The organism is Azotobacter vinelandii CA, assembly GCF_000380335.1.
GTDB lineage: Bacteria > Pseudomonadota > Gammaproteobacteria > Pseudomonadales > Pseudomonadaceae > Azotobacter > Azotobacter vinelandii.
Map to the genome: position 1 here is coordinate 4,713,555 of NC_021149.1, position 17,868 is coordinate 4,731,422.

At 68.8% G+C, this 17,868-nt stretch carries 18 protein-coding genes; 9 read left to right on the top strand and 9 right to left on the bottom strand.

Translation table 11 applies throughout. The features are described from left to right. Positions 1–16 precede the first annotated feature (16 nt). The 4 genes from AVCA_RS21165 (at position 17) to AVCA_RS21180 (ending at position 4,575) form a co-directional block, all read left to right on the top strand. Complete coding sequence (locus AVCA_RS21165; protein WP_015589523.1) at positions 17–1,567, top strand: MFS transporter; 1,551 nt, start codon at positions 17–19, stop codon at positions 1,565–1,567. 25 nt (positions 1,568–1,592) lie between these two features. Beyond that, positions 1,593–2,657 (top strand): HlyD family secretion protein, encoded by a 1,065-nt coding sequence (locus tag AVCA_RS21170; protein WP_012703108.1) that lies wholly within the window; start codon positions 1,593–1,595, stop codon positions 2,655–2,657. After that, complete coding sequence (locus AVCA_RS21175; protein WP_012703109.1) at positions 2,654–4,093, top strand: efflux transporter outer membrane subunit; 1,440 nt, start codon at positions 2,654–2,656, stop codon at positions 4,091–4,093. The genes AVCA_RS21170 and AVCA_RS21175 overlap by 4 nt, the downstream gene beginning before the upstream one ends. A gap of 68 nt (positions 4,094–4,161) precedes the next feature. Continuing rightward, positions 4,162–4,575, top strand: coding sequence for a universal stress protein (locus tag AVCA_RS21180; protein ID WP_012703110.1), 414 nt, complete (start codon positions 4,162–4,164; stop codon positions 4,573–4,575). Positions 4,576–4,776: 201 nt separating this feature from the next. Here the strand turns inward: AVCA_RS21180 and AVCA_RS21185 are convergent, their stop codons facing one another. From AVCA_RS21185 to AVCA_RS21200, 4 genes are all read right to left on the bottom strand, one after another. Further along, positions 4,777–5,655: a PhzF family phenazine biosynthesis protein gene (locus AVCA_RS21185; protein WP_012703111.1), complete on the bottom strand. Its 879-nt coding sequence runs from the start codon at positions 5,653–5,655 to the stop codon at positions 4,777–4,779. Between the two features lie 99 nt (positions 5,656–5,754). Next, positions 5,755–6,231 carry a MaoC family dehydratase gene (locus AVCA_RS21190; protein WP_012703112.1) on the bottom strand — a complete coding sequence of 159 codons (477 nt, stop codon included), beginning with the start codon at positions 6,229–6,231 and terminating at the stop codon, positions 5,755–5,757. Between the two features lie 60 nt (positions 6,232–6,291). Further along, positions 6,292–7,128: a 3-methyl-2-oxobutanoate hydroxymethyltransferase gene (panB, locus tag AVCA_RS21195; RefSeq protein WP_012703113.1), complete on the bottom strand. Its 837-nt coding sequence runs from the start codon at positions 7,126–7,128 to the stop codon at positions 6,292–6,294. 24 nt (positions 7,129–7,152) lie between these two features. Continuing rightward, positions 7,153–7,770 carry a LysE family translocator gene (locus tag AVCA_RS21200; RefSeq protein ID WP_012703114.1) on the bottom strand — a complete coding sequence of 206 codons (618 nt, stop codon included), beginning with the start codon at positions 7,768–7,770 and terminating at the stop codon, positions 7,153–7,155. Between the two features lie 190 nt (positions 7,771–7,960). Between AVCA_RS21200 and AVCA_RS21205 the strand changes: the two genes are divergently transcribed. Beyond that, positions 7,961–8,416: an Lrp/AsnC family transcriptional regulator gene (locus AVCA_RS21205; protein ID WP_012703115.1), complete on the top strand. Its 456-nt coding sequence runs from the start codon at positions 7,961–7,963 to the stop codon at positions 8,414–8,416. 161 nt (positions 8,417–8,577) lie between these two features. On the opposite strand, the gene AVCA_RS21210 is transcribed toward AVCA_RS21205, so the two are convergent. Beyond that, a complete protein-coding gene (locus AVCA_RS21210) occupies positions 8,578–9,495 on the bottom strand; it encodes a LysR family transcriptional regulator (RefSeq protein WP_012703116.1) in 918 nt (305 codons plus the stop codon). Positions 9,496–9,935: 440 nt separating this feature from the next. On the opposite strand from AVCA_RS21210, the gene AVCA_RS21215 reads away from it, so the two are divergent. Then, complete coding sequence (locus tag AVCA_RS21215) at positions 9,936–12,164, top strand: alginate lyase family protein (RefSeq protein WP_012703118.1); 2,229 nt, start codon at positions 9,936–9,938, stop codon at positions 12,162–12,164. 85 nt (positions 12,165–12,249) lie between these two features. Here AVCA_RS21215 and AVCA_RS21220 read toward each other — a convergent pair whose 3' ends face one another. From AVCA_RS21220 to AVCA_RS21235, 4 genes are all read right to left on the bottom strand, one after another. Further along, positions 12,250–12,561 (bottom strand): tetratricopeptide repeat protein, encoded by a 312-nt coding sequence (locus tag AVCA_RS21220; RefSeq protein ID WP_041807638.1) that lies wholly within the window; start codon positions 12,559–12,561, stop codon positions 12,250–12,252. Positions 12,562–12,647: 86 nt separating this feature from the next. Then, positions 12,648–13,496, bottom strand: a complete 849-nt coding sequence (locus AVCA_RS21225; RefSeq protein WP_012703120.1) for a sterol desaturase family protein — start codon at positions 13,494–13,496, stop codon at positions 12,648–12,650. Between the two features lie 11 nt (positions 13,497–13,507). Next, complete coding sequence (locus AVCA_RS21230) at positions 13,508–13,813, bottom strand: EF-hand domain-containing protein (RefSeq protein WP_012703121.1); 306 nt, start codon at positions 13,811–13,813, stop codon at positions 13,508–13,510. A 31-nt stretch (positions 13,814–13,844) separates the two neighbouring features. Next, positions 13,845–14,375 carry a hypothetical protein gene (locus AVCA_RS21235; RefSeq protein WP_012703122.1) on the bottom strand — a complete coding sequence of 177 codons (531 nt, stop codon included), beginning with the start codon at positions 14,373–14,375 and terminating at the stop codon, positions 13,845–13,847. 206 nt (positions 14,376–14,581) lie between these two features. On the opposite strand from AVCA_RS21235, the gene ompR reads away from it, so the two are divergent. The 3 genes from ompR (at position 14,582) to AVCA_RS21250 (ending at position 17,749) form a co-directional block, all read left to right on the top strand. Next, entirely contained in the window at positions 14,582–15,316 is a 735-nt protein-coding gene (ompR, locus tag AVCA_RS21240) for an osmolarity response regulator transcription factor OmpR (RefSeq protein WP_041807431.1), read from the top strand. Continuing rightward, the gene (locus tag AVCA_RS21245) at positions 15,313–16,647 is read left to right on the top strand and encodes an ATP-binding protein (protein ID WP_012703124.1); all 1,335 of its coding nucleotides are present in this window, start codon (positions 15,313–15,315) and stop codon (positions 16,645–16,647) included. The genes ompR and AVCA_RS21245 overlap by 4 nt, the downstream gene beginning before the upstream one ends. A 343-nt stretch (positions 16,648–16,990) precedes the next feature. Next, positions 16,991–17,749, top strand: coding sequence for a TorF family putative porin (locus AVCA_RS21250; protein WP_012703126.1), 759 nt, complete (start codon positions 16,991–16,993; stop codon positions 17,747–17,749). The last annotated feature ends 119 nt before the right edge of the window (positions 17,750–17,868 follow it).

Sequence of the window (17,868 nt, forward strand, 5' to 3'; positions counted from 1 at the left end):
GCCCCGGAGACGAAAGATGGCTGCTCCCGCCGCGGCACCGAACACGCTGAGCCCGCGCCTGACCATCGGGCTGGTCGGCGTGCTGATCGCCTCGTTCAGCGCCGGACTCAACGAGTACATCACCCAGCACGCCCTGCTGGACATCAAGGGCGCCCTGGCCATCGGCTACGACGAAGGCACCTGGCTGACCGCCCTGTATGCCGCCGCCGGGGTCTGCGGCATGGCCTTCGCGCCCTGGTGCTCGTACACCTTCACGATCCGCCGCTTCACCCTGTTCGCCATCGCCGCCTTCGCCTTCCTGGCCTTCCTCGGGCCGTTCGCGCCCGATCTGGAAACCCTCTACCTGCTGCGCATCCTGCAGGGCCTGATGGGCGGCTGCCTGCCGCCGATGCTGATGACCGTGGCGCTGCGCTTTCTGCCGCCGGACGTCAAGCTCTACGGGCTGGCCGCCTACGCGCTGACCGCCACCTTCACGCCGAACATCGCCATCCCGCTCGCCGCGCTCTGGGTCGAGCACCTGGGCTGGAGCTGGGCCTTCTGGCAGGCCATCCCGCTCTGCGCGGTCTGCTTCGCCGCGGTCGCCTACGGCCTGCCGCAGGACCCGATGCACCTGGAGCGCTTCCGGCAGTTCGACACCGTCGGACTGCTGACCGGCATGCCGGGGCTCTGCGCCCTGGTCCTCGGCCTGCTGCAAGGCGATCGCCTGGACTGGTTCGAGTCGCCGTTGATCACCACGCTGCTGGTCGGCGGCGCGGGCCTGTTGCTGGCCTTCTTCGTCAACGAAGCGACTCATCCGCTGCCGTTCTTCCGGCTGGACATCCTCAAGCGGCGCAACTTCACCTTCGGGCTGATCGCGCTGACCTGCATCCTGATCATGATGACGGTGCTCATCGGCCTGCCGGGCCGCTACCTGGGCGCGCTCCACGAGTACCGCCCGCTACAGACGGCGCCGTTGACCCTGCTGGTGGCGCTGCCGCAATTGCCGGCGCTGGTGCTGGTCGGCGCGCTGTGCAACATCCCGAGGGTCGACTGCCGCTGGGTGATGGCGGCGGGCACGCTGTGCTGCGCGATTTCCTGCATCGGCTTCAGCTTCCTGAGCAGCGACTGGACGCGGGACAACTTCTACCCGCTGATGCTGCTGCAGATTGTCGGCCAGCCGATGGCGATCATTCCGATCCTGATGCTGGCCACCAGTGCGGTGGTGCCGGCCGAGGGGGTGTTCGCCTCGTCCTGGTTCAACACCACCCGGGCCATCGCCTCGGTGTTCGGCAGCGCGCTGACCGGTTACCTGATCACCGCGCGCGGCCATTTCCATTCCGACGTGCTGGTCGGCCAGCTCGGCGATTCCGCCCAGGCGACCGAGCTGTACCTGCACGAGTTGCACGAACGCCTGCCCGAGGTGGCCGCCTCCGAACTGCCCGGCACCCTCGGCCGGCTGGTGCAGGAGCAGGTGCTGACCCTGACCCTGGCGGACGTCTTCCTCGCCGCCAGCGGCCTGGCGCTGGTGGTGTTCGCCGCGTTGCTGGTCGTGCCCACGCGCATCTACCCGCCGCGTTCGCCAGCCTGATTCCTATAACCAGTAGAGCCTTGCCATGCTGATGACCCGTCGAACCTCGCTGCTGCTCGTCGCGCTGGTGCTGTGTGCACTGGCGGGCCTGCTGGCCTTCCTCCTGCTGCGCCCGGTGCGCTGGCAGGCAACCGACAACGCCTATGTGCGCGCCGATTACACCCTGGTGGCGCCGAAGATTTCCGGGCACGTCGTCGAACTGCTGGTGGACGACAACCAGTTCGTCCACCGCGGCCAGTTGCTGGCGCGCATCGACCCGCGCGACTACGAATCCGAACTGGCCTCGGCCGAAGCGCGGGTCGCCGCCGCCGAGGCCGGGCTGCGGCGGATCGCCGCCGACCTGGAGCAGCAGGGCTCGCGCATCGCCGCCGCGCAGGCCAGGGTCGCCGCGGCGCAGGCCGAACACGACTTCGCCCGCCAGGAACTGAAGCGCTACGAGAGCCTCGCCAGCCAGGGCGCCGGCAGCCTGCAACTGGCCCAGCAGGCGCGCTCGCGCATCGGCACCAGCCGCGCCGCCCTGGAGGAAGCCAGGGCGGCACTGGCCAGCGAAGAGCAACAGGTGGCGGTGCTGCAGGCCCGCCAGGGCGAAGCCGGCGCCGCCCTGCAACGCGCCGGGGCCGACCGCCACCACGCCGAGCTGCGCCTCTCCTACACGCGCATCGAGGCGCCACTCGACGGCGTGGTGGGCCGCCGCTCGGTGCGCGTCGGCGCCTACGTGCAGCCGGGCAACGCACTGCTCGCCGTGGTGCCGCTGGACGCCGTCTACGTGGTCGCCAACTACCAGGAAACCCAGTTGACCGAAGTGCAACCCGGCCAGGCGGTGGAAGTCAGCGTCGACACCTTTCCCGGCGCGCCGCTGCGCGCCCGTGTGGACAGTTTCGCGCCGGCCACCGGCCTGAGCTTCGCGCCGGTCGTACCGAGCAACGCCACCGGCAACTTCACCAAGATCGTCCAGCGCATCCCGGTGAAGATCCGCTTCGAGCCGGACCAGCCGCAGGTGGAAAAACTCCGCGTGGGCATGTCGGTGGTCACCCGCATCGACGTCCGCTCGGCGGCACCGCAGCCCGGACAAAGGAACGCGTCGCGATGAAAGCCCTGCCGTTTCTGCTGTGTTCCGGGCTGGCGCTCGGCGGCTGCAGCATGCTCGGACCGGATTTCGTGGCGCCGGATCGCGGCGCCGAGGAGCGCTGGGAAAGGCCCGCGGAGCCCGGCGTGTACAGCCGGCCGACCCTCCAGCCACTCGATCCGCAGTGGTGGAAGCTGTTCGACGACCCGCTGCTGTCATCCCTGCAGGAGCGGGCGATGGCCGGCAACCTCGACCTGCGCACGGCCAGCGCGCGCCTGCGGCAGAGCCGGGCGATCTTCCAGACACTGAGCGGCGAGGCCCTGCCGGAGGTGGGCGCCAACGCCTTCGTGCAGCGCCAGCGCAACTCCAACTCCGGGCGGGTCGACCAGTCGGGCCGGGAGGGCAAGGAAGCCTACAACCACGGCTACGCCTCGCTGGATGCCACCTGGGAAATGGACTTCTGGGGCCGCGTCGGCCGGCAGATCGAGTCCGCCGAGGCATCCGTCGAGGCCAGCGAGGAACTGCGCCGCAGCGTGCTGGTGCTGATCCTGGCCGACACCGCCAGCCACTACATCCGCCTGCGCGGCGAGCAGGCCTTCGAGGCGGTGATCCGCGACAACCTGGAGATCGCCCGGCGCAACCTGGAGCTGACCGGCATCCGCTTCGACAACGGCGTGGCGACCCGTCTGGAGGTCGCCCAGGCCGAAGCCGAGGTGGCCACCGTCGAAGCGCGCCTGCCGGCCACCCGCGAGCGCCAGGCACGGCTGATCAACGCGCTGAGCTTTCTGCTCGGCGCCGGGCCGAACGCCCTGCGCGCCGAATTGCAGGCGTCGCGGGACATCCCCGTGCCGCCCAAGGCGGTGCCGCTCGGCCTGCCCTCGGAACTGGCCCTGCGCCGCCCCGACATCCGCGCGGCCGAGGCCCGCCTGCACGCCGCCACCGCCAGCATCGGCGTGGCGCAGGCCGACTTCTACCCGCGCATCACCCTGAACGGCGGCTTCGGCTTCGAGTCGTCGCAGTTCCTCCCCTTCGAATGGCAGAACCGCCTGTTCCTGCTCGGGTCGAGCCTCTACCTGCCGATCTTCGAGGGCGGCCGCCTGAAGGGCCGCCTGGCCCTGCGCGAGGCCGAGCAGCAGGAAGCGGCCGTCGCCTACCGGCACACCGTGCTCAAGGCCTGGCACGAGGTCGACGACGCCCTCACCGACTACGGCACCCGGCAGCAGCGACGGGTCAAGCTGAACGAAGCGGTCCGCCAGAACGAAGAGGTGCTGGGCAACGCCCGCCAGCAGTACCTGGCCGGCACGGTGGACTTCCTCAACGTGCTCGGCGCGCAGCGCGAACTGCTGAGCGTCGAGGAGCAACGGGTGCGCAGCGATGAGGCGGTCGCCCTCGGCATCGTCGACCTGTACAGGGCGCTCGGCGGCGGCTGGGAAGGACAGGAGGAACGGGCGAGCCGCTGAGCGGCGGTCCGACCGGGATTCGAATCGATGAGACAGCGGCCATTCGAGGGCCGGGAGGAAATTTCGGCATGAAGAAGATTCTGGTTCCATTCGACGGCTCGGCGAGCGCCCGGCGCGCCCTGACGTTCCTCGTCGATCTGGCGCGGGACTCGCCGAATCTGGAAGTCCACCTGCTGAACGTGCAGATGCTGCCGCTGCCCTACGGCGACCGCCTGGAAGGCCTGCTCGAAGCGGCCACGAAACACGCCCACGAAATCGCCCTCGAAGGCGCCGGGATACTCGCCGCCCAAGGCATTCGCGCCACCCCCCACGAACGCCTGGGCGACCCGGTGAACGAAATCGCCAAGGCCGTCGCGGAACTGGGCTGCGACAGCATTCTGATGGGCACCCGCGGCATGAACAACTTCTCCAACCTGGTCATGGGTTCGGTCGCCACCCGCGTGGTGCACGAGGTTTCCGTGCCGGTGGTGTTGGTCAAGTGAGGTTCGTGGCGGTGGTGGGGCGACTGGGGGGAAGAGGTCGATGCTTACGGAACCAGGGCGGAGTTTCATCCTGAAAGTTCGCTGGCCGGAAGCGATCCGAAGCTGCCTGTCGCAACGGGCATAACCCATCCCTCGGCCGGCAGTCACCGGTGCCGGTGCCGGTGCCGATGAGTACCGATACAGAAGCGCGGCCCAGTTCATCTACAGTGCAAGCAGACCATCGATACAGGTCACCGACATGCCGCCGACCTGGATGCGCTCGCGGTCGATGGCAATCCGCAGCAGCCCCGCGCGTCCGAGCACGGCGCCCTGAGAGGCCAGAAATTCGCATCCGAAACGACCTGTCTGGCCGCTTGCGCGGATGAACGCCGCCACGCAACCATTTCCGCTCCCGCACACCGGGTCTTCGTCGACTCCACAGGCGGGAGCGAAGGCCCGCACTTCAATTCGCGCAGGTGCGCCCGACGCGTACTCGCCGAAGATCGCCACCCCGGTCGCCTTGGCTTTCATGTCCTGTATCTTCATGCGTTGCAAGTCGGGACGGCTTGCCAGTACCGCTTCCGCGCTTGAAAGCTGCGCCACGATCCAGCGAGCACCTACATCGATCAACTGCGGTGCGGCCTGCCTGGACACGGGGCTGCCCAGAATGGCTTCCAGCTCCTCGATTTCGGTATTGGTCAGGGGCGTAACCGAGGGCCGCGGAAGGTCGAACGAAATCCAACGCTCGCCCGCTCGATTGCTTTCCACCTGCAACTTCACCAGGCCAGCGCCGCACTCCTGCACGAGTGAGCCGCCATGCGCTTCGATAAGACCAGCCTCCAGCAGCGCATGCGCGGTGCCGATAGTCGGGTGACCGGCAAAAGGCAATTCCGCCCCTGGCGTGAAGATCCGAACGCGATAGTCCGCCTGATCGCTTGTGGCCAGAAGCACGAAGGTCGTCTCGGAAAGATTCGTCCAGTTCGCAATCCGCTGCATCCGCTCGCCCGTAAGGCCATCGGCTTGCAACACGACAGCGACTGGGTTGCCCTTGAACGGGGACCCGGTGAAAACGTCGACTTGCTTGAAAGGTGTTTTCCGCATGGTGCGATCTCTTAGTAGAAGGTCATTGGCCGGACCGAACCAGATGCCACCGGCACCGCGCGCCCCGAAACGGCCGCCCGCTCCGCGTGCGCTCCACTACTAATAAGAAGCACCGTTGGTTGGATCGCCCTCGGCAACCATTTCGGCCAAGCGCGCACGCTCTTTCTCACCGGGCAAGATGCCCGTGGTTTCCGCTTCCAGCACAATCGCGCCCTCGGGGTCGATGATGGTGATTTCTGCCCTCGCCCGACCTCGTTCATCGATGTCGATGATGGTCCAACGGCAAGTGATGGTTTCGCCGACATAGACGGGACGTTTGAAACGGAAACTCATGCCGGATGCGAGCCAACCGATTTGTCCGCCAATTTCGGTGAGCAGGCTGGCGGTCAGCAACCCATGGGAAATGGGAGCCCTGAAGTTACGCAGTTCGGCGTAGGGCACATCGAGGTGGACGGGGTTGTAATCACGCGAAATCCGCGCGAATTGATGGATGTCATCCATGGAGAAAGTGCGGGATACGGTGAAGCTGTCTCCCTTGCGAAGCCCTTCGATGGCTCGCAGCCTAAGGTTTTCCATTTCGCCTCCTGATGGTCACTGATCCATTCATCGAGCCCTGATGACGGGGCCCTCGTTCGCTCAGAACGTGTGCTCTTGGCCAGGGAATGCGCCGGCCTCCACATCGGCGGCAAAATCCCGTGCAGCAGCGGCCAGCACCGCGCGCATATCGGCGTACCGCTTGACGAAGCGGGGCAGGCGCCCGGTGCGCAGGCCGGCCATGTCCTGCCAGACGAGAACCTGGGCATCGCATTGATTGCCCGCTCCGATTCCAACGGTGGGTATGGAAACGGCTCGGCTGATGGCCGCGGCGACGTCGCCCGGAACCATCTCGATCAGCAGGGCGAAGGCCCCAGCCGCTTCGAGGGCCAGGGCGGCGTCGATCAAGCGCTGCGCCTCGTCACCCCGCCCCTGAATGCGATAGCCGCCGAGCTGGTGCTCGTATTGAGGGGTGAAGCCGATATGCGCCATGACGGGAATCCCCGAGGTCGCGAGCTTCCGTACCTGGGGCAGCATCTCGATTCCACCTTCCAGTTTGACAGCGTGGGCACCGGCCTCCTTCATGAAGCGAACGGCGGTGTGGAAGCACTGCTCCGGCGAAGCCTGGTAGGAACCGAAGGGGAGATCCGCAATGACCAGTGGTCTATGGGTTGCCTTGGCGACGGCACGCACCAAGGGAATCAACTCGTCGACGGTCACCGTCAGCGTGGATTCGTTGCCGTACACATTGTTCGAGGCCGAGTCACCCACCAGCAGTACGGGAATGCCCGCTTCTTCAAAGATCGCCGCGGTGTACATGTCGTAGGCGGTCAGCATCGCCCACTTCCGGCCTTGAGCCTTCAGCTCTTTCAAGTACGGGATGCGTACACGTGCCTTGGGCTGGGTTGGCGAATAGGGTGGCGGTGTCCGATCACTCATGATGTTCTCCTCGAAGCGATGATTTCAGCCAATCGCCTGTTCCGTCAGCAAGAGCGCCGCGACGACGATCATCGCTCCCCCGGAAAGGCGGTCGACAAGCTTGGCCGCGGCTGGCCGCGTTTTCAGAACGGCTTGAACACTGAAACCGACCAGTAGATAAATCACCCCGCAACTGAAGACATGGACCAAGCCCAGAACGATGATCTGCGCCGGTACGGGCCATGCCCCCTGCGGGTCGGTGAACTGGGGTAGTAACGCCAGAAACAGCAAGAATACTTTCGGGTTCAGGCCGCTGACACAGGCGCCCGTCAAAGTCCAGCGCGACGGCGAGTCAAACTGCCGTACTTCTCCCGCCAGGGGGACGGGAGGGCGGACAATCACACTGATTCCCAGCCACAGCAGATAGGCGGCTCCGGCCACGGTGAGCATCGACGACGCCAGGGGAGCGCCGGCCACAAGCCCACCCACACCGGCGGCCACGATCGCGCTCACCGCCAAATGCCCGAGCAGCAATCCCACCACGGCGGGAACCACCGCCCGATCGCGCATACCGGCGGAAATCATATAGGCCCAATCGACACCAGGCGTGATCACGAACAAAAACGAAACCGCCCAGAAGGCGGCCAACATGCTGATAGTCACTGGACCTTCCCTTTCGCCGGTGCCTCGGTTGCGGATAACGGCATGCGCTTTCTCCCGGACATCGGAAGGCAACCTGCCCGAACAGCGAGGGCTAGCGGGACTCATCGGAGAGAGAAGGATAAAGAGATCCTGATAGAATTTTCTTTCAAATCTTCCGGGCAGAGTGCCGAGCAGGAGTAACTTCTTCCATATGGACAGGATCGATCGAAAGATACTTGCCGAGCTTCAGGCCGACGGACGTCTGTCGGTGACGGAGCTGGCGGAGCGGGTCGGGCTGAGCCTCTCGCCCTGCCACCGCCGGCTGCGCGCGCTGGAGAAGTCCGGGGTGATCCGGGGCTACCGCGCCCACCTGGCGCCGGACGCCGTGGGGCTGAACTTCTCGGCCCTGGTGTTCGTGACCATGCGCGAAGGCACCAACCGCGCCGTTGGAGAGTTCGAGGCGGCGGTACAAGAGATTCAGCAGGTCATCGAGGCGCAGCGCCTGTTCGGCGACCCCGATTACCTTCTGCATGTCATCACCCACGACCTGCCGGCATTCCAGCGGCTGTACGACGAGCGATTGTCGGCGTTGCCCAATGTCCAGCGCTTGACCTCGACCCTGGTCATGAAGCGGGTGATCGCCGATCGGCCGTTGCCGCTCTCATGAGGGCCCCTTTGCAGATCATGCCAAAGACGATGTGAGCGGAGGGGTCCGCGCCTGGCCTTTTTCCACCGCTCTCACCGCCAATCGGTCGAGGCCCCGGAAGCCCGCCGGCACACACCCATCCCCGCCACACCAGCGACCCTTCGCCAAGCTGCCGCCGCCGATCAGCGCGCCAGACCGCCCTCCCCCTCCCGCAAAAGAAACTGCCACAGCTCGCGCGCCTCGGGCGGCAGTGTCTCTTCCGACTTCACGCCGACCCACAGGGTGCGGCTGGCCCAGTCGTCGGTCAGCGGGATGGCGCACAGGCCGGCCTTCAGGCGTTCGCTGTGCACCGCGCCGTCGGGCACCACGCCGATCCCCAGGCCGGCCTCGACCATCCGGCCGATGGCGTCGAAGCTGCCGACCTGCATGCGCAGGCGCAGGATGCGCTGCGCGGTCACCGCCGAGTCGATCAGCAGGCGCAGCAGCGAGGTGCCGTGGGCGAGGCCGATGTGGTCGTAGGCCAGGGTGTCGACGAAGGCGATCCGGCCGAACTTGGCCAGCGGATGCCCGACCGGCGTCAGCAGGACCAGCCGGCTCTGCCGGTAGGGGCGCAGTTGCAGGGTCGGCGCCGGCAGGTTGTCGGCGAACACCCCGAGGTCGATCCGCTCGCTGTCCAGTGCCGCGATGATCTCCTCGGTCAGCCGCTCCTCCAGGCTGATGCGCACCTGTGGCCGCTCGCCGAGGAAGGCCGCCAGATCGTGCGGCAGGAACTGCAGCACCGCCGAGGTGTTGGCCCACAAGCGCAGATGGCCACGCACGCCGGTGGCGAACTCGCCGATGTCGGCGGCCATGCGGTTGACGTTGTCGAGGATGGTGCGGGTGTGTTCCAGGAGTTCCTGGCCGGCCGGCGTCAGTTCGAGCCCGCGCGGCTGGCGGACGAACAGGGGGCAATCGATGGTCTTCTCCAGATCGCAGATGCGCTTGCTCACCGCCGACAGGGTGAGGTGGGCGCGCTCCGCCGCCCGGGTCAGGCTGCCCAGCTCGGCGGCCAGGAGAAACACCCGCAGCGACTGCAGATCGAAATGGAGGGGATTGGTCATGACTGCTGCAAGCTCCCGAAGCTGTGGAACCGAACATACGCCGAACGTCGCGCGGAATCCCCTTCCCACGCGCCGCGGCGATGGCCGGCGGCGAAATCGGGGCGACGGGCGGACGGTCGAGGGAATGAAGCCGCCGGTCCGCTGCGCGGAGGGGCGCAACGATGGCACGCGGACGGCGAACGCGCCAGCGGTGCCGCCTGGCGGGCACGAACGTCCCACATGAAGGCAGACGATGTCCAGCGGTCAAGGGCCGGCGGACAGGCGGTCCGGCCGCGGCCGGATCGTTCCGGGATGTTGCGGACGCCGAACGTTATGCCATCGTGCACGTCGAAGCCATCCGGGACCATGTCCGTCCCGCCGGTCCGGCCGCCGGACAGAGGCGGCAGGGCCGACCGACCGGATAGCCACATACCGGATAACCACGTAAAGGAAGACCGCCGATGCCAAGATTGCAGACCACCCTGGGCCTGACCATCGCCATGCTGCTTGCGGGACAGGCCGGCGCACTGGCCGCCGCCCCCGCCGGCGCCGGGCCTGTGCTGTTCAGGTCCGCCGGCCCGATCCAGGCCGATTACCCGCTGTTCGCCGGCGAGCGCCGGCGCCTGGCGGAACTGGTCGAGGCGGCCAGGCGCGGCGGAATCCAGGTGCCGGTGCCGCGCGACCCAGGCGGCGGCTCGAGCCACGAACAGCACAAGCGCAACTACATGGCGATCTACGCCGCCGGCCTGCTGTACCGGGTCACCGGCGATGGCGCCTACGCCGACTACGCGCGCCGCCTGCTGTTGGAATACGCCAGGCTCTACCCGACCCTGGGGCCGCACCCGGCCGCCAGCGGCGACTCGCCGGGGCGGCTGTTCTGGCAGAGCCTCAACGACAGCGTCTGGCTGGTGTATGCGGTACAGGGCTACGACGCCATCCGCGACAGCCTCTCGGACGAGGACCGGCGGACCATCGACGAGCAGGTGTTCCGGCCGATGTCGACCTTCCTGTCGGAGGGCCAGCCGCAGGTGTTCGAGCTGATCCACAACCACGCGACCTGGGCCTGCGCCGCGGTCGGCATGACCGGCTACGTGCTGCGCGACGACGAGTTGGTGGCCAGGGCCCTGAACGGTCTCGACAAGAGCGGCCGGACCGGCTTCCTGCGCCAGGTCGAGCAACTCTTCTCGCCCGACGGCTACTACACCGAGGGCCCCTACTACCAGCGCTACGCCCTCCAGCCCTTCGTGGTCTTCGCCCAGGCGATCGAGGCCAACGAGCCCGAGCGCAGGATCTTCGAGTACCGCGACGGCGTGCTGCTCAAGGCGATCCGCGCCACCGTCCAGCTCACCCAGGGCGGCTACTTCTTCCCGCTCAACGACGCCCTGCGCGACAAGAGCCTGAAGACCGACGAGCTGTACCAGGCCATCGCCATCGGCTATGCCGCGACCCGCGACCCGACCTTCCTGTCCGTCGCCCAGTGGCAGGGACGCACCACCCTCACTCCCGAGGGCCTGCTGGTCGCCCGCGACCTGGCCGAGGGCAAGGCGCGGCCCTTCCCCTTCGCCTCCCGGCTGTTCCGCGACGGCCCGGCGGGCGACCGCGGCGCCGTCGCGGTGCTGCGCGCCGGGAGCGACGAGCGCGGCCAGACGCTGGTCGTCAAGAACAGCGCCCAGGGCATGGGCCACGGGCATTTCGACAAGCTGGGCTGGATGCTCTACGACGATGGCGCCGCGGTGGTCACCGACTACGGCGCGGCGCGCTTTCTCAACGTCGAGTCCAAGGACGGCGGCCGCTACCTCGGGGAAAACCAGAGCTGGGCCCGGCAGACCGTCGCCCACAACACCCTGGTGGTGAACGAGACCAGCCACTTCGACGGCCAGTGGAGGGTCGGCGAGAGCATCGCGCCCCGCCAGTTGTACTTCGCGGCGGACGGGCCGACGCGGGTCAGCACCGCGGAGGTCGAGGGCGCCTACCCCGAGGTGCGCTTCCGGCGCACCCTGGCGCAACTGGAGGTGGACGGCCTGGCCAGCCCGCTGGTGGTCGACCTGCTGCGCGTCCAGGGCAGCGAGCCGGCGCAATACGACCTGCCCCTGCACTACGCGGGGCACATCACCGACGTGGGCTTCCCGCTGCACTCCCATCCGGCGGAGCGGCCGGTGCTGGGCAAGGCCAACGGCTACCAGCACCTGTGGGTGGATGCGAGCGGCACGCCGGAGGCCGGCAACGCGACCCTGACCTGGCTCAACGGCGAGCGCTTCTACACCTACCGCATGCTGCCGCCCGCCGGCACCCGGGTCATCCTGGCCGAGAGCGGCGCCAACGACCCGCGTTTCAACCTGCGCCGCGAGCCGGTGCTGATCGAACGCCTGGAGAACGCCACCGACGCCACCTTCGTCGCCGTGCTCGAACCGCACGGGCGCTACGACCCGGCGGCGGAAACGGTCACCGACAGCCGCAGCCGGATCGCCGCGCTGCGCCATGTCCGCACGGAGGATGCCGACCTCGTCGCCCTCGAACTGGTCGACGGCCGCACGCTGACCCTGGCCATCGCCGACGACGCGGACGCCGGCAAGGCGCACCGGGCCGAACTCGGCGGCAAGCCGCTCGAATGGAGCGGCCACGTCGGACGCTTCGAGGCGCCGACCGCCGGGGAGCCGCCAAGGCAGGAACTGGCCGCGGAACGCCCGTGACGGCGCCGGCCGGGGACGGCAGCCGCCCCGGCCGGGCCGTCGATCGTACCCCGAGCGAAACGACGGAAGCGCAAGCGACCGGCCGTCAGTGCTGCCGATCCAGCCGCTTCAGGAACACCGTCATTTCCTTCTCCGCCTGCCGGTCGCCGCGCCGCCCGGCGACCTCCAGGCCCAGTTCCCAGGCCAGGCGGGCGCCGTCCAGGTCGCCGGCGGCCTGCAGCGCCTTGCCGAGCAACTTCCAGGCGGCGGAATAGTTCGGGTCGAGTTCCACGCATCGGCGCAGATGTCCGGCGGCGCGCGGCGCGTCGCCGGCATCCAGGTAACCCTTGCCGAGACCGAAGCGCAGCAGCGGGCTGTCCACGCCCTGGGCGAGCATCTTTTCCAGCGATTCGAGCATGTCGACCTCCATCGGCTCCGCGGGACGCGGCGAGTATAAGGCCGATCGCCGACCCGTCGGCGCCCGCGGGACGATCGGATCGCGCCTCAGGGCGGCCCGACCAGCACGCCCAGGCGGGCGCGCAGGCCGCGCGCACGGAGCAGGTCGCGGCCCAGCTCCAGCCAGCCGTGCAGGGCGATGCGCAGCGGGTTGTAGCTGTGCAGCGGCCGGCTGAGGCCATAGCGGATGGGGATCTCCGGGCGATGCTCGACGAAGGTGCCGAACAGCCGGTCGAAGACGATCAGCACGCCGCCGTAATTGCAGTCCAGGTATTGCGGGTTGCTGGCGTGGTGCACCTTGTGGTGGGTGGGCGTGTTGAGCAGCCATTCCAGCGGGCCGAGCCGGGGTATCCAGGGCGCGTGCACCCAGAACTGGTAGAGCAGGTTGAGCGCCACCGCGGCGCTCACCGCCAGCGGCGGGAAGCCCAGCCAGACCAGCGGCAGGTAGAACAGTCCATTGCCGGTCAGCCGGCCGGTCCAGCCCAGGCGCAGGGCGGTGGCCAGGCTCAACTGCCCGGGCGAGTGGTGCACCGAATGGGAGGCCCAGAACCAGCGGACCCGGTGCGCCATCCGGTGGTACCAGTAATAGAGGAAGTCCTGGCCGAGGAACAGGGCGACGAAAGCCACCGGCGTGGACATCCCCAGGCTCTGCAGGCGGTGCTCGTAGGCCAGCACGAACAGGGGCGCCACTAGGGACAGGCCCAGGGCGTCCACGCCGCGGCGGATCAGCGCGTCGGCGAACGAGGCGGCGCTGGCCCGCCAGTCGTAGGAGCCGGGGCGCAGCAGGCTGCGCGCCAGCCCCTCGACGCAGGCGACGCCGACCAGCACGAGGAAGGCCATGGCGAACCAGGGCAGCGCCTGCGGCCCCAGGGTGTCGCGGATCGTTTCGCTGGACATGGCGGCGCCCTCTACTGGCCGGCCTTGCGCCGGGCCACCTGCTCTCGGGCGAAGGCCTTGACCTGCTCCAGGCCGACCGAGCCCTGCCCTTCGCTGTCGATCGCCGCGAAGTGGCGGGCGACGAAGGGCATGCCGGCCTCGGCCTCCGTCTCGCTCAGGCGACCGTCGCCGTCGCGGTCGGCGCGGGCGAAGCGCTCCTGCAACTCGGCCTGCAGGCGCTCGCCACGGACCGGCCCGGCGAGCGCGATGCCGACCATGGCGCAGAGCGCGACACCGAGGGTTCCGGCGAAAACGAGGGAAACGAAGGAATTGCGCATGGGGGGTTTCTCCTGGGGAAATACGACGGTTTCAGCGCGAAGGACAGGCGATGCCGGCGCCGCTGGCGTCCTGGCAGGCGACGCTGCGGCTCAGGCCGCCGTCCCGGCTGTAGCTGGTGCCGCTCTGCCGGCTGTTGCCGGTCGTCGCGTCGGTGACGGTGGTGGAGCGATTCCGGCTCAGCCCCGATTCCGCGGAATAGCTCAGGCCGCCGTCGCTCTGCAGGCTGCTGCCCTGGCTGCCGGTGGCGGACAGGCTGCGTTCGCCCCGGCGGCCGCCGTCGTCCGAGCGCGAACGGCTGGCATGGCGTTCGAGACTGCCGCCGTCGCTGCCCCGCAGGCTGACGCCGCGAACGGCACTGGCGTTACCCTGGCCGTCGGCGACCAGCGCGCGGCCGCGCTGCAAGCTGCCGTGCCGGCCCTCATGGCTCTCGATCAGCGTGGCGCTGCCGCCGCCCTGGCCATTGGCACGGACGACGCGGCGCTCTCCGGCCCGGGCGTCGGCGGACGCCAGGGCCGTGGACAGGACGAACACCACGGCGAAGATGGATGACAGGGACTTCATGGGATCGGCTCCTCTCGACTGGACGCCGCCGGCTGGCGGCGGGAGCCACTATCGGCGCCAGCCGTGAGCGAGGCATTGCCGGCGGCGGGCAATCCGTGACAATCGGTGAGCGATGGGCGCATCTGTAACCCTTTGTCATGGATCGACCGGGCGGCGAGAACGGCGCCTGCGTCACCCTCGCACGGCAACCGACGGGAGAAACGAAGATGGGCGAAGCCCTGGCGAGAATTCTGGTGGTCGACGACGAGCAGGACCTGCGCGCCCTGCTGCAACGCTATCTCAGCGACCAGGGCTATGCGGTCCGCGCCCTGGACGGCGGCCAGCACCTGGAGCGCCTGCTCGGCCGCGAGCGCTTCGACGTGCTGGTGCTCGACGTGATGATGCCCGGCGAGGACGGCCTGTCCCTGTGCCGGCGCCTGCGCGCGCGGGGCGAGACCATTCCCATCGTCATGCTCACCGCCCGCGGCGATCCGCTGGACCGCATCATCGGCCTGGAGATGGGCGCCGACGACTACCTGCCCAAGCCTTTCAATCCGCGCGAGCTGCAGGCGCGCATCGAAGCGCTGATCCGCCGCCAGCGCATGCTCGGCGCCCACACCGGCCCGTTGCCGGGCGACGGGCGGATCGACTTCGGCCCCTTCAGCCTGCACCTCGGCGAACGCCGCCTGCGCCGCGACGGCGGCGACATCCCGCTGACCAGCGGCGAGTTCGCCCTGCTCCAGGCCCTGGCCCGCCACCCCGGGCGGCCGCTCGGCCGCGACCGGCTGATCGAGCTGAGCCGCGGCCGCGACCACGAGGCCAGCGACCGCAGCATCGACGTGCAGGTCATGCGCCTGCGCCGGGCGATCGAGGACGACCCGGCGCAGCCGCGCTACATCCAGACCGTCTGGGGGCTGGGCTACGTGCTCGTGCCCGATGGCGGCGCGGAGCGCCGGCCATGAGGCTGCTGCCGCGCAGCCTGTTCGGCCGCAGCCTGCTGCTGATCGTCCTGCTGATCCTGCTCGGCCAGTTGGGCGGAGCGCTGCTGGCCCGCCGGCTGATCCTCGAACCGCGCCTGGAACAGATCGCCGCCGGCGTGGCGCACAACGCGACGGCCCTGCGCGCCGGCCTGCTGGCGCTGCCGGCGGCGCAACGCGAAGCCTTCGTCGCCCGCTTCAACGCCCAGGCCCTGGCCGGCCGCGGCATCGCCGCCGCTGACGGGCCGCCCGCCCCGCTGCCGCCGCTGGAGCGCGGCTTCGCCCGGCGTCTGGCCGAGCGCCTGGCCGGCGACGGCCTGCAAGTGCAGTGGCTGCGCGAGGCCGGCGGCGGCCCGGTGCTGCGCCTGCGACTGGAGGGCGAAGATCTCTGGCTGGCGGTGCCGGGCATTCTGCCGGAACGCCTGTTCAGCGGCGCCTGGCTGTTCGCCTCGCTGGGCGCCGGGCTGCTGGCGCTGGCCGGCGCCCTGGCGATCCAGCGCCGCCTGAACCGGCCCCTGGCCCGGGTGGTACGGGCCGCCGAGTGCCTCGGCCGCGGCGACGAACCGCCGGCGCTGGAGGAAAGCGGCCCGGAAGAAACCGCCAGCCTCAGCCGCAGTTTCAACCGCCTGCGCGACAGCTTGGCGCGCAACGAACGCGAGCGCGCCCTGATGCTCGCCGGCCTGTCCCACGACCTGCGCACGCCGCTGGCCAAGCTGAGCCTGGGCGTGGAGATCCTCGCCGGCCGCGACGAGCCCGAGGTGGCTGCCAGCCTGCGGCGCAGCATCGCCGAAATGGATGCCCTGGTCGGCCAGTTCCTCGACTTCGCCCGCGACAGCCGCGAGGAACCGGCGGTGCTCGGCGAACTCGATGCCCTGGCCGGGGAACTGGCCGCCGCCTACGCCGACCACGGCCAGCCGCTGCGCCTGGAACCGGGCGCGCCGCCACCGGTGCGGATGCACCCGGCGGCGCTGCGCCGGGCGCTGACCAACCTGCTGGAGAACGCCTGGCGCCACGGCCGCCCGCCGATACTCCTGCGCAGCGGCGCGGACCGCGAGTGCGCCTGGATCGAGGTGATCGACAGCGGCGCCGGCCTCGCCGGGCGGGACGGCGAGGCATTGAAGCAGGCTTTCCGCCGTGGCGAGAACGCCCGTGGCGGGACGCCGGGCGCCGGCCTCGGCCTGGCCATCGCCGAGCGCGTCGCCCGCGAGCACGGCGGCCGCCTGGAACTGTCCGAGCGCCCCGGCCTAGGCCTGCGGGCACGGATCTGCCTGCCGCTGCCCGGTGGGACGGCGGATACGCAACCCGCCCGTTCCTGAAGCATCCGGGGCGCGATCCGCACCAGCCCGGCCCACCGCTGCGCCGGGGCGCGAAGCCGCCTTGCAGAAGCCTCCTCGAGTGCGCCATGCGCGCGTGCCCCGTCGCGAGACCCGCAGTGCCTGCCGACGGTGCGACCATGCCTGCCCCTCGAGCTCAGGCGCACCGGGACGATGCGCGCCAAGGGCGCCACACGCTCGATTTGGTGCGCAAATTCCCTGAAAAGCGCAAGGAAATCCTTTTTCCGGCATTTTTTTGATGGTTGGCAAGCCCTGTGCTTATCTCAGGGAAAAGCTTTACCCAACCATGCGCGCGACAGCGCAACGCAACAAGGACTGAAGAGTCATGCTCAAGAAAACCACCCTCGCCCTCACCGCCGCCGGCGCCATGACCGGCAGTTGCATCGCCGTGGCGGGGACGACGCTGGACACGCCGCTGGGCGAGTTCAACGTCAGCGCCAACGTCACCCTGGCCTCCGAGTACATCTTCCGCGGCATCTCGCAGACCAAGGGCGACCCGGCCATCCAGGGCGGGCTGGACATCGTCCACGAGAGCGGTCTGTACGTCGGCGCCTGGGTTTCCAACACCGACTACGAAACCTCCGATGCGACCATGGAGCGCGACTACTACTTCGGTTACGGCGGCAACATCACCGAGGAACTGGCCTTCGACGTGGGCTGGCTCAAGTACGACTATGTGAAGGACCACCTCGACAATGCCGACCTGAACTACAGCGAGTTCTACGGCAGCCTCTCGGCCTATGGCTTCAAGGTCGGCATCAACTATTCCGACGACGTCAACAGCGACAACAACGTGGTCTACTCCTACATCGGCTACAAGCGCGACCTGCCCTACGGGATCGGCCTGTCCCTGCGCTTCGGCAAGTACGACTTCAAGGACGACACCTTCTTCAAGGACGGCGCGACCAGGGGCGAGGACGCCTACTACGACTGGTACGTCGGGGTGAGCAAGGAGTTCGTCGGCCTGCAGTTCGGCCTGACCTATACCCAGACCGACCTGAAGGACGAGGAGTGCGAGAACTACGCCGGCAACGACACCTACTGCGACGCCAATATCGTCGCCTCGGTGTCCAAGGTCTTCTGAGCCAAGGGCCTCCCTCCGCCGGCCGCGTTACCGCGCCGGATGGCGCCGGGCCGCGCCCGGCCAGGCACGGGACACAGGAAACGGCATTCCCTCGCCAAGTCCTGCAACGATGCAGGCGC